The sequence below is a fragment of the Dactylosporangium sp. CA-052675 genome, assembly GCF_050947935.1.
In the GTDB taxonomy this organism is placed as follows: Bacteria; Actinomycetota; Actinomycetes; order Mycobacteriales; family Micromonosporaceae; genus Dactylosporangium.
The window spans coordinates 6,312,431-6,326,561 of the sequence record NZ_CP192010.1; the positions used below are offsets into that span (position 1 = coordinate 6,312,431).

The 14,131-nt window shown below is 73.5% G+C and carries 12 protein-coding genes; 4 read left to right on the forward strand and 8 right to left on the reverse strand.

What is annotated here, in order from left to right; translation table 11 throughout:
• Positions 1-22 precede the first annotated feature (22 nt).
• Positions 23-991: a hypothetical protein gene (locus ACQP1P_RS28095; protein WP_433074833.1), complete on the reverse strand. Its 969-nt coding sequence runs from the start codon at positions 989-991 to the stop codon at positions 23-25.
• A gap of 28 nt (positions 992-1,019) precedes the next feature.
• Entirely contained in the window at positions 1,020-1,739 is a 720-nt protein-coding gene (locus tag ACQP1P_RS28100) for a TetR/AcrR family transcriptional regulator C-terminal domain-containing protein (RefSeq protein WP_433074836.1), read from the reverse strand.
• Between the two features lie 52 nt (positions 1,740-1,791).
• Between ACQP1P_RS28100 and ACQP1P_RS28105 the strand changes: the two genes are divergently transcribed.
• From ACQP1P_RS28105 to ACQP1P_RS28115, 3 genes are all read left to right on the forward strand, one after another.
• On the forward strand, positions 1,792-3,216 hold the full coding sequence (locus ACQP1P_RS28105) for a hypothetical protein (RefSeq protein WP_433074839.1): 1,425 nt from the start codon (positions 1,792-1,794) through the stop codon (positions 3,214-3,216).
• Positions 3,217-3,555: 339 nt separating this feature from the next.
• Positions 3,556-3,915: a hypothetical protein gene (locus ACQP1P_RS28110; protein ID WP_433074842.1), complete on the forward strand. Its 360-nt coding sequence runs from the start codon at positions 3,556-3,558 to the stop codon at positions 3,913-3,915.
• 159 nt (positions 3,916-4,074) lie between these two features.
• Entirely contained in the window at positions 4,075-4,494 is a 420-nt protein-coding gene (locus tag ACQP1P_RS28115) for an MscL family protein (protein ID WP_433074845.1), read from the forward strand.
• A 59-nt stretch (positions 4,495-4,553) separates the two neighbouring features.
• On the opposite strand, the gene ACQP1P_RS28120 is transcribed toward ACQP1P_RS28115, so the two are convergent.
• The 4 genes from ACQP1P_RS28120 to ACQP1P_RS28135 form a co-directional block, all read right to left on the reverse strand.
• Positions 4,554-7,541 (reverse strand): hypothetical protein, encoded by a 2,988-nt coding sequence (locus ACQP1P_RS28120; protein ID WP_433074848.1) that lies wholly within the window; start codon positions 7,539-7,541, stop codon positions 4,554-4,556.
• 15 nt (positions 7,542-7,556) lie between these two features.
• Entirely contained in the window at positions 7,557-9,155 is a 1,599-nt protein-coding gene (locus ACQP1P_RS28125) for an Ig-like domain-containing protein (RefSeq protein WP_433074851.1), read from the reverse strand.
• A gap of 88 nt (positions 9,156-9,243) precedes the next feature.
• Complete coding sequence (locus ACQP1P_RS28130) at positions 9,244-10,158, reverse strand: DMT family transporter (RefSeq protein WP_433074854.1); 915 nt, start codon at positions 10,156-10,158, stop codon at positions 9,244-9,246.
• Complete coding sequence (locus tag ACQP1P_RS28135; protein ID WP_433074857.1) at positions 10,142-11,296, reverse strand: MGDG synthase family glycosyltransferase; 1,155 nt, start codon at positions 11,294-11,296, stop codon at positions 10,142-10,144. The genes ACQP1P_RS28130 and ACQP1P_RS28135 overlap by 17 nt, the downstream gene beginning before the upstream one ends.
• 76 nt (positions 11,297-11,372) lie before the next feature.
• Here ACQP1P_RS28135 and ACQP1P_RS28140 point away from each other — a divergent pair, with 76 nt between their 5' ends.
• Complete coding sequence (locus ACQP1P_RS28140; RefSeq protein WP_433074860.1) at positions 11,373-12,125, forward strand: SDR family NAD(P)-dependent oxidoreductase; 753 nt, start codon at positions 11,373-11,375, stop codon at positions 12,123-12,125.
• Between the two features lie 2 nt (positions 12,126-12,127).
• Here the strand turns inward: ACQP1P_RS28140 and hpnH are convergent, their stop codons facing one another.
• Positions 12,128-13,132, reverse strand: coding sequence for an adenosyl-hopene transferase HpnH (hpnH, locus tag ACQP1P_RS28145; protein ID WP_433074863.1), 1,005 nt, complete (start codon positions 13,130-13,132; stop codon positions 12,128-12,130).
• Positions 13,129-14,082 carry a 4-hydroxy-3-methylbut-2-enyl diphosphate reductase gene (locus tag ACQP1P_RS28150; RefSeq protein WP_433090145.1) on the reverse strand — a complete coding sequence of 318 codons (954 nt, stop codon included), beginning with the start codon at positions 14,080-14,082 and terminating at the stop codon, positions 13,129-13,131. Before ACQP1P_RS28150 ends, hpnH begins: the two co-directional genes overlap by 4 nt.
• Positions 14,083-14,131: the final 49 nt, after the last annotated feature.

Consider the following 14,131-nt stretch of genomic DNA (forward strand, 5'->3'; position numbering starts at 1 on the left):
GGGTGCCCGCAGGACAGGTCGCTCAGCGCAGCTGCGGCAGGAACCGGTGGCGGGCGAGCGCCGCGGTCGTCTCGGCCGCGAGCGCGACGATGAACGCGGTGATCGCGAGAATGACGACCCAGGCCCAGATCCGGTACCCCGGCGGGTGGGCGTAGGCGATCCAGTGCAGCGTGAACGTGGCGACCGCCGCGTAGGGGAAGGCGTACGCCCAGAACCCGGAGGTGAAGCGCAGGTGGCGGTACACGCCGATGAGCCGGAGCTGGACCAGCACGGCCAGGAGCGTGTAGCCGGCGAGCCCGAGGGCCACGGCGTCGACCTTGCCGCGGGTGGTGGCCAGGTACGCCAGGCCGGCCAGGGCGGGCGGGGCCGACGCGATCGCCAGGGTGGGCTGCAGCTGCGGGGGAAGCGGGGGGCGGAAGTACAGCCGGGCCAGCACCATCGCCTCGAGGACGAGCCACGACACGAGCCCGAGGCCGAAGAACACCCGGGCCAGGTCCGGCCATCCGGCGAGGCTCGCGCCGATGGCGGCGATGAGCCCCCCGGCGACGGTCGGCAGCACGTATCCGGGGTGCAGCTTGTCCAGGACGAGGCCGCCGGTGATCCATTGGCCGACCATCCACCCGGCGAGCACGATCGTGAGGATCACGAAGACCCCGAACACGCCCTGCCCCGCCGCGTGGTCGTGGCGCATCAGGCCGATGGCCAGCAGCATGCCGACGATCGGGATCAGCGAGACGAAGGGGCCGAGCACCGGGTCGGCCAGCTCGGCGTTCCAGCCGCCCGGTCGCCGCGACACCTGCATGACGTAGCCGACGATGAGCGTGAGCCAGACCAGGGCCGCCAGGACGCACAGGGCGTCGGACACGATCGCGGGCGCGAACTGCAGCACCGCGGCGTAGCCCCAGCAGCCGGCCAGGCCGGTCAGGCCGTACGCGATGCCGAACAGGTTCGGGGTGATCCCGACGCGAGGTTCGTTCGTCCGTACGTTCACCGCGGCACGCTACCCGGCGACCGAGCGGTTATGCGGTGCTCCGGACGCGGTGCCGCAGATCCGCGGCGATGCCGTCGAGCAGGTACCGCAGGCCGAGGGCGAACTGCGCCTGCGGGTCCGGTCCGGTCGGTGCGGCCAGCCACGCGGTGACGTTCGGCAGGTCGCCGTACCCGGCCACGAGGTCGCGGACCTCGGCGAACGCGGCGTGCTGACGCCGCGGGTCGCTCAGCCCGGCGCGGCGCTCCGCGTGGGACTCCTCGGACTCCTGACGGCCGGCGCCGAACACGTGCCGGTCGATGAGCGCCGTCCATGTCATCGCGTCCGCGACGCCGGCGCCCTGGCCGACGAGGACGGCGAGCATGAACTCCAGGCGGCGCATCTGGTGCGGACCGGCCGGGGGGCGAGTGTGCACGAGCTCGGCGTACCAGCCGTGCCGGCCGATCATCGCGTGCGTGCCGTGGGCGATGTGCTCCAGGTCGGCGCGCCAGTCCGGGCCCGGCCGGGCGGGCACCGGCACCTGCGCGGCGGCCGCGTCGAGCATCAGGTCGACCAGGCCGTCCTTGCTGTGCACGTAACGGTACAGCGCCATCGGGGTGTAGGCGCCCAGCCGCGCGGCGACGCCCTTCATCGTCAGGCCGGCCGCGCCGGACTCGTCGGCGACGGCGATGGCAGCCGCCACGATCTCGGGCCGGCCGAGCGCGCGCTGCCGGGGCGGCGGCGGGGGCTGATTCCAGATGGTGAGCGGCACAGCAAAAGTATACGAGATACATTCAGGTATACGTCATATACGAGGAGGCGACATGAGACTTGGAGTCGTGCGCGGCGTCAGCTACGGGCTGTTCGGGCCGCCGACCGAGTTCGGACCGCAGGCGCGGGCCCTGGGCGCCGGCCTGGTCCGGGCGTATGTCTACTGGGGGCAGGTCGAGCCGCACCCCGGCGAGTACACCTGGGACACCGTCGACGCGTTGATGCGGCAGCTTCACGGCGACGAGGAGGTGTGGATCACGGTCGTGTCCAGCTCCCGCTGGGCGACCCGGACACCGACGGACTTCCTGCCCCCGTCGCCCGCCCGCGACGCCGCCGCCTACGGCGAGTTCATCCGGCGGCTGGTCCATCGCTGCGGCGGCCGCGTCCGGATGTGGCAGTGCGACAACGAACCCAGCAACATCGGGCTGACCTGGGCCGGGACTGCCTCCGAATACGTGACCCAGCTCCGCGCCATGCACGCCGCGGTCAGGGACGCCGACCGCCGCGCCGAGGTCGTGCTCGGCGGCTGCGGGTACGACGTGCTGTCCAGTCCGCCCGGGAGCCCCCAGCGGCAGTTCTTCGACGAGGTCTGCCGCACCGGGCGCGACGCGTTCGACCTGTTCAGCGTCAACCTCTACGGCGACCCGCACCGGGTGCCCGGCGACATCGCCCAGGCCCGCGCCATCGCCGGCGAGGACACCGAGATCGTGGTCGGCGAGCACGGCGGCCCCATGCTGTTCGAGTTCCCGGCGGTCGAGGCGGCGCTGCACCAGGTGATGACCACCGCGACCCTGGACACCCAGGACACCGACGAGCTGCGCGCCCGGATGGACCAGGAGACGCCGGAACGACGGGCCATGCAAGCGCTGTATGCCCGGATGCCGGAGCTGCCCGCCGAGCTGCGGATGCTGATGGCCGGCTGTGCGCCCGCCCTGGAGGCCAGACGGCACCGGATCGCGGCCCGGCAGCTGGTCATGCGCACGCTGCTGGCACTGTCCTGCGGCGTGCGCCGCACGGCGTACTGGTGCCTGGCGCCCGAGGTGCCCGGCACCCCCGACCACCTGCAGATGATGCACCTGCTCACCGGCAAGCTCGCCCTGCTCGACTACGAGGGCACCACGCTCGGCGTCCGGCACCCCGCCGCCGACACGTTCGCCCTGCTCGCCGCGCAGCTCGCCGGCGCCACGCGGGTCACCCGCCTCGATGCGCCCGACCAACCCGAGCTGTTCGCGTTCCGCATCGAGCGGCCCGCACGGGGCCCGCTGCTCGTCCTGTGGCAACGCCGCGACACGTTCTCCGGCGAGGATGAGCCGCCCGCCACCGCCACCTGGCCCTGGGACGGCGGCGCGGAAGCGGTCGACGCGTTCGGCGACCGGCACGAGGTGACGGTCGGCGGCGGCCACCTCCGCCTGGCCGTCGGCGCGACGCCCGTGCTGATCTCGCAGTCCGGTGACGCAACGAGCAGTGCCAGAACATGACTCGGGTCCGCCGTGGTGCGGACCGTCGCTCCCGCCAGGCACCGCTGGGCGCTGCGCGCCGACGCTGCCAGGCCCGCCGAGGGTGACGCGCGAGGGCGAAGCGCGAATTTCTCGCCCTGGTTGGGTTACGTCGGCTGGCCCGGTTGGTAGCAGGCCCGAAGTGAGGTGAGCGAAGGAGGGATCATGTATCGCATACGGCGAGTAGTCATGGCCGCGACCGCCGCTACCGCAATCGCAACCGGTGTCCCGGTGGCCGCATCCGCGCAGCAGCCGAGCCCGGGTGCCCCGGGCCCAGGCACGACGCAGACGGCGCCGCCACAGCAACAGCCGGGTGGCGGCATGCACGGGCTCGAGGGCGTGCTGCACGGCGAGGGCACGGTGCAGACGGAGCAGGGGCAGGTCCGCGTGGCCATCCAGCACGGCACCGTGAGCCAGGTGAGCGGGTCCGACGTGACCGTGCAGTCGTCCGACGGCTTCACCCGCACCTGGAGCGTGGGGCCGGACACCAAGGTGGTGTCGATGCGCACCGGTCTGCAGTCCGGGCAGGTCGGCAGGGGATCGGCCGTCTTCGTGGCCGGCACGGTCCAGGGCACCGGCTCTTCGGCGACGTACACCGCGACCTACGTCCTGATGCACACCATGCACGGCGGTGGCATGCAGGGCTCCCCGGGGACGAGCGGCGCGGCGCCCATGAGCTGACAGCGTCGCCCGGTGCCCGGCCCGGCGGGCCGGGCACCGGGGTGATCCCCGGGCGCGCGCGAGGTGACGCGGCAGCGCTCCCGCCCCCGCCGGGCCCGCGCGATGGTTGCATGGGGCGACCGGGGCACAGCGAACCGCTTCACCGCAGGGGATTGCCAGATGTTGAAGGGCTTCAAGAACTTTCTCATGCAGGGCGACCTGATCGTCGTCGCGGTCGGCCTGGTCGTCGCGCTGGCGTTCAGCACTCTGATCAAGGCGTTCACCGACAGCATCATCACGCCGCTGATCGGCGCGGTCGGCGGCGGAGGAGCGGCCGGCAAGGGCCTCGGCTGGACGATCAACGGTCAGCGCATCGACGTCGGCGCCTTCATCGGCGCACTCATCTACTTCATCATCTTCATGGCGGTCATCTACTTCCTGATCGTGGTGCCGTATCGGGCGTACATGAGCCACCGCGGCAAGACCGTCTTCACCGACCCGCCGCCGACCAAGGAGTGCCCGGTCTGCAAGCTCGCCGACCTGCCGACGGGCGCGCAACGGTGCCCGCACTGCACCAGCGAGCTCGCCGGGGTCGGCTGAGCGGCCCGGCCAGGTCCGGCCAGGTCCGGCCAGGTCCGGCCAGGTCCGGCCAGGTCCGGCTAGGGCACGGTGTACTCGGTGGCGACGACCTGGTCGGTGGGCAGGATCTCCATCCACTGACTGAACACGGCGAAGGGCGCCGCGCCGAACTTGATGCCGCCCTCCAGCGGGTCGAAGCCCTTGCTGAACACGGTCTCGGTCGGCAGGGTCAGCTCGCTGCCGACCCGGCCCGGGTCGGCCGGGACCGGGGTCAGGGAGGCCTCGTGCTCGGCGCGGATGCGGTCGGCGATGAGCAGCAGCACCTGGCCGATGCTCTGGCCGCGGTACTCCGGCGGGTCCTGCGTGGCGTCGAACGGATAGGGCTCGTCCAGCCCGTCGCTGCCCGCGACCTCGGGGCGGCGCAGCCACGCCATCGCCTCGCGCTCGCGGCCCGGGCGGATCGGCAGCACCGCCTTGACCCAGGGCGAGTTCAGGAACGCGTTGCGGTGCACGTCGCCGTCGAGCTGGATCAGCCAGCCCAGCGAGGCGCCCTGCGGCGCGGGCGCGGTCTCCTCGGTGATGAGGTAGTACGGCCGGTGCCCGGGGATGACCCGCGGGCGGCCCTTGCCGATCCGCGCGACCCGGTCGCTGAGCGCGGGCTCGGCGATGATGGTCGGCTGCAGCTCGCCCTGGTCGTCCTTGGTGGCCAGGCGCTGCTCGCGCGGGCGCCACCAGTCGGGGGCGACGAAGTACAGCATCGAGTCGACGTCGAACAGGTACCGGATCAGCTCCGACGCGACGTGGTAGTCCTCGTTGGTCCAGCCGTTCTCGTTGCCGTACAACCGCTTGATGAGCGAGCGGTAGACGATGCTGCGCTCCTCGGCCCGCAGATCCTCCTGGGGCCGCGGCCGGACCTGGCTCACCAGCTTGAGCCGGCTGCGCAGCGTGTCGTAGAACAGCTGCTCCTTCTTCAGCGCCACCTCGTCGTCGTAGGCGGTCTTGAGGTCCGCGTTGGCGCGGTCGATCGCGGCGCGGGCCTCGGGCGTGGGCGCGTACACCAGGTTGGCGTCGAACGGGATCGCCGGCCGGCCGCCGAAGCTCGCGTGGGTGAGGTGCACGACGAAGCTGTTGTTCTTCACGTCCGGCGGGTCGACGTTGAAGTTGACCTGGGCGCCGTGGAAGTCGAGGCTGCTGACGGCATCGAGCACGAACCCGGCCGGCGGCGGCGGGCACTTGAACTCGAACTTGAACTGGATGATGTCGTCCTTGCCGGCGTCGGGCTTGAAGATGCCGTGGTCGGCGTTGTCGCCCGAGAGCTCGTAGGTGTTCTCGGCCTCGTCGTCGGCGCCCTGGTACAGGATGAACGGGATCGCCAGCGAGTGCGTCTTGTCGATGTTGGCCGGGTAGGGCTTGTAGTCGGGGACCTTGACGCCCGGGTCCAGGGCCGCGGAGGTGGCGTGCACGAACTCGCCCAGGCCCAGCGGGTCGCCCGGGTTGTCGATGTAGAGCTGCCAGCACAGCTGCTCGCCGAGGTCCTGGACCTGCACCGCCACCTTGCGCATCTTGCGGCTCAGCTGGTAGCTGACGAGCCGGTCGGTGGTGTTCTGCAGCAGGTACCGGCGGCTGGACGTGTCGGTGGTCTCGGTGACGGTGCGAAACGTCGTCCTGTAGTTCTGCCGGACCTCGCTGGACAGCTTCGAGCTCTGCTCCCGCATCCGCTTGTGGGTCTGCTCCTGGGCCTGCTTGCGGGAGCTGTCGAGGTTGAAGCTGCCGCTGCCGCTGGCCTGGAAGATGCCGGCCACGCCGCCGCTCGCGCTCGCGGTCACGCCGAGGCGGGTGTCGTTGGCGTTCTCGACCTTCACCGCGTCGGACAGCTCGTCCTGGTCGGTCTGCGCGACCTCGGTCTTCGTGGTGGTCTCGACGGACTGCTCGACGGTGCGCTCGACGAGTTGCCGGCGGGTGTTGACCTCGACGAGCTCGACCTGGCCGCCGGGGCTGATCCACACGTGCCCGACCGGCGGGCCGAGGAACGTGCCGATCTCGAAGAAGTACTCGCGGAACATGTGCAGCAACCCGATCGGCGACAGGAACGCGGAGCGGGCCGGGTGGTCCTCGGCGAACCACGTGGCCGCGGCGAGCACCCGCTGCCAGGCCGGCACCTTCGGCGTCAGCATCTGCTGGACCGTCCGGGGCGACGTCCGGCGCAGGTACTGCAGCAACGCCCCGGCCGCCCCGTCCTCGCGCACGGGCGCCGGAGCGGGTGCGGGCGCGGGTGCGGTCCCCGGCCGGATGCCCGGGTCGAGCACCAGCCCCTCGCGCAGGTTGATCGCGACGGTGCGCTCGTCTTCGTGCTCGGCGGCGAGGCGCACCACCGGCCCCCGCGGCTCGGCCGGCGGCGTGGCCGGGCCCGGCGCCGGCGGCTCGAACATCGCCGGGTCGACGAGCCGGGCCGCCTGGCGGAACCGGCTCGACGTCGCCTCGGCCAGGTGCTCGTGCTGCAGCGTCGAGCGCCATCCGACGAGCGGCTGGTACACCCCGAACAGCTCGCTGGCGTAGGGCAGGACGCCCTTGTTCGGCTCCTTGCCCGCCGGCTCCCCCGCCGGCTCCCCCGCCGGCTGCGGGGCCGGCGCCGCGGCGGCGACCGCCGGACCGGTGAGCGCCTGCACGACGTTGTCCGGCCCGCCGGGCTGGGTGCGGAAGTTCAGGAAGCGCGGGTGCTCGGCGTCCGTGCCCGACAGCGTCACCAGCGCCGCCGCGGTGAACCGGTCCTGTCTTGCCGGCGCCACGAAGGCGATCTCCAGCGAGCCGTCCGAGAGGTCGTCGGCGTCGTGCACCACGAACTGCAGCGCCGCCGCCTCGCCGCCCGGGCGCAGCAGCCGGGTGCCCCGCAGCTCGGCCACGTCCGGGAACGCCGACGGGTCGCGAATGTCCACGGCCGCGCCGAGGCCGAGGCCGATCGGGCCGCCGTGCGCGGGCTGGTCGATGTCGACGCGGTAGCGCCACAGGGCGAACCCGCCGCCCGCGATCCGCGGGAACGGCGTCGTGCCGATCAGGCTGACGGTGTACATGGATCCCCTCCGCTGTCATTCCCCGGGCGGTACCTTGCCGATCCCCGTGATCCCCGCCGCGTGCGAGAAGCCGATGCGGGGCGTGGTGTGGTGCGCGTCGAGGAAGACCGGCCGGTCGCCGCCCGGTCCGTAGTCGACGTACGAGTCGGACATGCGCACGCTCGTCCACCGGGCGTTCTGCAGGATGCGTGCCCAGCGGCCCGGCGGCGTCTGCTGCCGGTCGAGCGTCAGCCCGGCCCCGCGCAGGTCCTTCCAGACCGGGTCGGGGTCGGCGAGCGGATCCGGCGGGACCCGCCCGGACGAGTGGTAGCTGCGCACGACCCGGGTGCCGTCGAAGGTGAACCAGGTGCGCAGCAGCTGCTGGTACGCCTTCCACCCGCCCGTGTCCGGGTGGAACCCGTCGAGGTCCCACAGCTCCCGGAACGCCGTGTTCCACACGCGCAGCGCGTCCGTCCCGCCCGTCGAGGGCACGCCCCACAGCGTCGTGCCCTGCGTGACCGGGAACGTCTTCATGACCTGCTTCACCGGGGCGATGCCGGTGCTGAACCCGCTCACGGCGACCGCGCCGACCGGGGGCACGTCCCCGAAGTCGGTGCTGAACACGGCCCGGGCCAGCGAGCGCAGGTTCGGCCCGCACAGCTCGTCCGGATTGTCGGCGGGCGGGCGTACCCCGGCCGAGCTGGTGCGGCACTGGCGGTGCAGGAACGCGGCCACCTCGCGCAGCAGCCGCAGCGCGCCCTCGCCCGTCACGAGCGGCCCCAGGTCGGTGCCGTGCGCGATCGGCATGACCGTGATCGCGCGGCTGCGGCGGGCCAGCAGCTGGGCGACGAAGTAGAACTCGTCGAGCAGGTACTTCTTGCCCAGGTCGAAGTACTGCTGGAACGGGCTGTCCCGATTGATCAGCCCGTACGGGTAGGTCGCCGTGTACGAGCTCGTGTTCGGGCTGTAGAAGAGCGCGAAGTCCAGCCGCGACACCGGCCGGGGCCGCGCGAGGTTGGGCGAGAACACGGCGACGGTGAGCATCTGGTCCGTCTGCGGCGCCGGGTAGCGCAGCCAGTAGAACCGCCCGAGCGCGTCGACCTGGACCTTCACGAGCCGGTGGTGGAACTGGGCCCAGCCGCGGGCGGTGTCGGCGACCGGGGTCGCGGGCAGCAGGTCGTCCTCGGCGACGTAGCAGTCGAGCTGGTCGTTCCAGTGGCCGGTGTAGGCGCGCACGGCGGGGTACTTGGGCGGCCGCCACAGCAGCGCGGCGTGCGGGTCGCGGCCCGGCTGGCGCATCACGGCCTTGATCTGCTCGGCGTCGAGCTCCACCACGGGGCACGTGTCGAGCCGCCCCAGCGTCACCGTGAACGTGACGTCGTCGCCGGCCACGGCCCGCTGGGCGAGCGCGTTGTTCCACGGCTCGGTGCGCAGGTCCCCGGCGACGGCGATGTGCTCGGTCACGTACGCCGGGTGGGCCACGACGATCAGCGGGATCGGCGGCGGCGACGCCAGCACCGTGCTGAAGCGCCCGGCCGCGTCGGTGCCGCCGCTCGTCCCGCCCAGGGTCACCAGGGCGTTGGCGATCGGCAGGCCGTTGACGTCCCGGACCAGCACCGTACAGGTGAGCGCCACGTCGCCCAGTGTGACCGCGAGCGGGGCGCCGGCCAGCCAAGTGGCGGGTGTGAGACAGCAATCCGGGCCGGACGGCGGCGCCCGGCCGTCAGTGGGCCCCGTTGTTCCGGCTCGGCGGCGGGGCCTGGCGGATGTCCGACTGGGTGGTGCTGGCCAGCCAGATGGCGGCGAGCATGGCGAGGCCGGCACCGACCATGATCCATGGTCGCACCCCGCTGGTGTCGATCTGCTCGTGGAACGCCGTGACGCCGACCGCGACGCTGACGGCGGGGTCGGCGATGGTGATCGCCATGAGCGGCACGGCGATGCGGGAGCTTTGCAGCGCGTTCTGGTTGAGGATCACCGCGGCCAGCCCGGTGAACATCAGCGCGTAGGTCTGCCCCCGGGTGAAGATCGCGGCCGGATCGGTGGACAGCTCGGCGGTCAGCGCCTTGAGCAGGGAGGCGGCGATGCCGTAGAGCAGGCCGCTGGCGACCCCCAGCAGCACCGCTCGGGTCGAGTTGCCGGCGCACCACGCGAAGACCAGGCACACCGCGAGCACGGGACCGGCCCACAGCGCGACGCCGAGCCACCCGGCCACCGACGGCTGGTCGATGCCGGGGCGGGGCTGGGCGGCGAGCAGGAACGCGGCCAGGCCGGCCCCGCCGAGCGCCACCACGGCGTAGTCGCGCCGGTGGACGGGGCGCCGGTTGAGGGCGGCGGCCAGCGGGATGGCCAGGAACAGGCCGGTGATCAGCAGCGGCTCGACGAGGATGAGCGGCCCGAAGCTCAGCGCGAGGGCCTGCAGCCCGGTGCCGATGGTCTCGGGCACCCAGGCCAGCAGCCATCGGGGGCGGCGGACGAGGCGCAGCAGCAGCCGCGGGTCGAGCGGCGGCGCCCGCTTCTCGAGCTTGGCCTCGCTCTGCTCGAGCGCGGCGCTGACGGCGAACGCGGCCGCGGACCCCAGCGCCGCGAGCACGGCGATGAAGTTCTCGCCGGCGGCGGGGTCACCGGCGGCCATCATCGACACCGGACGATCGGCGGCCGGACCCGGCGACGAGGTCGGCAATGCCGGCGGCCGGATCGCCGGCGAACAGGGCGAGCCCGGCGGCGCGGGCCCGGCGGCCGCGCTCGCCGCCGATGAGTTCGCCCAGCGCCGGCCCGAGCTGGTCCCGCCCGCGCACCAGGGTGCTCACCCCGGCCTCGGCCATGGCGGCCGCGCTCGCCCGGCCGTGGCCGGGCAGCGGCCGGTACGTGAGCACGGGCAGCCCGCACGCCATGGCCTCGAGCGCGGTGAGGCCACCGCCGTTCTCCACGAGCACGTCGGCGGCGCGCAGCAGCTCCGGCATGTCGTCCACCCAGCCCAGGACCGGCCCGGCCCCGGCCAGCAGCATCCGGCTGCGCAGCGCCTCGTTGCGCCCGCAGACCGTGACCGGGATCGCGGCGCCCGTCCGGGCGATGTCGGCGGCCGTCGCGGCGACCTCGCCGACCCCCCACGCCCCGGCGACCACCAGCGCGAGCGGGGCGTCCGGGGGCAGGTCGAAGCGCTCCCGGGCGCGCCGCTGCTGCGCCGCGGAGGCCGGGGCGCACCGGGCCGACACCACCCGGCCCGCCACGCGCACGCCGGCCGCCGCGTGGGCGAGCGCCTGGGCGCGGCTCGTCTCGTGCGCCACGCAGTGCACGTCGACGCCCGGGGACAGCCAGATCGGGTGCGCGGCGAAGTCGGTCACGTAGGTGACCACCGGCGCGGCGAGGTGCCCGTCGCGGCGCAGCGGCCCGAGCAGCTGGCTGGCGATCGGGTACGTCGACACGACGACGTCGGCGTCGTCGGGCAGCGCCCGGCGCATCCGCGCGCGCACCGGGCGCAGCAGGGCGCGCGTGACCGGTGCGGCGCCGCGGAACCGGCGGGCGATCGCGAACAGCCCGTCGTAGATCCAGGGCAGGCGCAGCAGCAGGCCGTGATACGTGCCGCGCAGCAGCCGTCCGAGCCGGAACGGGAAGACGTCGGTGACGTCGAGGCAGTCGACGCGCAGACCCCGCGCGCGCAGCCGCTCGGCCAGCTCGCGGGTCGTGCCGTCGTGCCCGGCGCCGACGCTGGCCGAGATCACCACGACGCGGCGGCGCAGGTCGGCGCGGGGCGCCGCAGACTCGAGAGTGGACACGCCAGGCGCACTACCGCACCGAGCCTGGTTCTAACGCTCGGCCCGCCGGCGGAGGCGGGCGGGAAGGGGTGGTCCGATGCGGATCGCGAACCGGGTCGCGCTGGTCACCGGCGCCTCGTCGGGCATCGGCGAGGCCACGGCGCTGCGGCTGGCCGGCGCGGGCGCGCGGCTGGTCCTGCACGGCCGGGACCGGGACCGGCTGTCGCAGCTGGCCGAGCGCACCGGCGGCTTCGCGGTGGTCGGCGACCTCGCCGAACCGGGCGCGGCCGAGCGGCTGGCGGCCGAGGCGGACCGGCTCGGCGGCGGCGTGGACATCCTGGTCAACAACGCGGGCGTGGGCTGGGCCGGGCCGTTCGGCGAGATGGCGCCCGACGACATCGCGCGGCTGGTCGCGGTGAACCTGGTCGCGCCGATGCGGCTCACCCGGGCCCTGCTGCCGGGGATGCGCGACCGCGCGGACGGGCACGTCATGTTCGTGACGTCGATCGCCGGGCGCACGGGCGTGGCCGGCGAGGCGGTCTACTCGGCGAGCAAGGCGGGGCTGGACGCGTTCGCCGAGAGCCTGCGGCTGGAGACGCGGGGCACGGGCGTCGGGATCGGCGTCTTCGTGCCGGGGGTCGTGCAGACGGAGTTCTTCCAGCGCCGCGGGCGGCCCTACGAGCGGCGCCGCCCGCGGCCGCTGCCCGTGGACCGGGTCGCGGACCTGCTGGTCGGGGCGATCGCGGCGGGCGGTGCCGAGCGCTACGCGCCGGGCTGGCTGCGTCTGCCGGTCGCGGTGCGCGGGGCGGCCCCCGGGCTGTATCGCCGGCTGGCCGCCCGGTTCGGGTGAGGCTACCCGGCGCGCAGCGCGCGGATCGACTGCCGCAGCGACGCCATCGTCGCCAGCACGGCGGTGGGCTCGTAGCCGCAGTGGGCCATGCAGTTGGCGCAGCGCGGGTCGCGGCCCCGCCCGTAGCGCTCCCAGTCGGTCGTCTCCACCAGTTCGCGGTAGGTGGGCACGTACCCGTCGGCCATCAGGTAGCACGGTCGCTGCCAGCCGAACAGCGAGTACGACGGCACGGCCCAGGCGGTGCACGGGAAGTCGATGCGGCCCTCGAGGAAGTCGAGGAACAGCGGCGAGTGGCTCAGCCGCCAGCGCCGTCGCCGGCCGTCGGCGAACGCCTTGGCGAACAGCTCGCGGGTCTGCTCCACGCCGAGGAAGTGCTCCTGGTCCGGGGCCTTCTCGTAGGCGTACGCCGGGGAGATCATCATCTCGTCGATCCCCAGCTCGTCGTTGAGGTGGTCGAGGACCTCGATGACGGTCTGCGGGGTGTCGGTGTTGAAGAACGTGGTGTTGGTCGTGACCCGGAACCCGCGCCGCTGGGCCTCCCGCAGGGCCGCCACGGCCTCGTCGAAGACACCGTCCTTGCACACCGAGGCGTCGTGGCGCTCGCGCAGGCCGTCGATGTGGACGGTGAACGCGAAGTACGGCGACGGCCGGAACTTGTCGAGCTTCTTCGGCAGCAGCAGGGCGTTGGTGCACAGGAACACGTATTTCTTGCGCCGCAGCAGCTCGGCGGTGATGACGTCGATCTGCGGGTGCATGAGCGGCTCGCCGCCGGCGATGGAGACCATCGGCGCGCCGCACTCGTCGATCGCGGCCAGCGCCTGCTCCACCGGCATGCGCCGGCGCAGCACGTCGGCCGGGTGCTCGATCTTGCCGCACCCGGCGCACTTGAGGTTGCAGGCGAACAGCGGCTCCAACTCGACCAGCAGCGGGAACTTCTCGCGGCGGTGCAGCTTCTGGGACAGCAGATACCGGCCGATGCGCAGCCGTTGCCGCAGGGGGATGCTCATTGCCGTACCTCCTTGGGCAGCATGAAACGGACGTCTTCTTGCACGGCGGTGTGTTCCCGCACCGTGCGGGCCCCGAGCCCCGACAGCGCGGCGACCACCTCGTCGACGACGGCGGGCGGGGCCGAGGCGCCGGCGGACACGCCGACGCTGCGCACGCCGGCCAGCCACCGCAGGTCGATGCCGCCGGCGCCGTCGACCAGGTACGCGGGGGTTCCCGTGCGCTCGGCGACCTCGACGAGGCGCTTGGAGTTCGAGGAGTTGACGGATCCGACGACGAGTACGGCATCGCAGGCGTCCGCGATCTCGGCCACCGCGCGCTGCCGGTTCGTCGTGGCGTAGCAGATGTCGTCGGACGGCGGGGCGGCCAGGTCGGGGAAGCGCGCCCGCAGCACCGCGAGGACGTCGGCGACGTCGTCGACGGCGAGGGTCGTCTGGACCAGGTAGGACACCCGTCGCGGGTCGTCGACGCGCACCCGCTCGGCGTCGCCGACGTCCTGGACGAGCCGGACCCGCTCGGGCGCCTCGCCGAGCACGCCGTCGGTCTCCTCGTGCCCGGCGTGGCCGATGAGCAGCACGGTGTCGCCGTGCTCGGCGAAGCGCCGGGCCTCGCTGTGGACCTTCGTCACGAGCGGGCAGGTGGCGTCGATCGTCGGCAGGTGCCGGTCGGCGGCCGCCGAGCGGACCGCGGGCGAGACGCCGTGCGCGGAGAACACCGTCATCGCGCCCTCCGGCACCTCGTCGACCTCGTCGACGAAGATCGCGCCCCGCCGGGACAGGTCGGCGACCACGTGCGTGTTGTGCACGATCTGCTTGCGGACGTACACCGGCGGCCCGTACTGCTCCAGCGCGCGCTCCACGACGAGGATGGCGCGCTCCACCCCGGCACAGAACGAGCGGGGTGCGGCGAGCACGACCCGGCGGACCGTGGTGGCCGCCGCCCACTCCCGCAGCCCCGCGGCGACGGCCGGCAGGGCCGCCAGCGCCGTGCGCAGCCGCCCC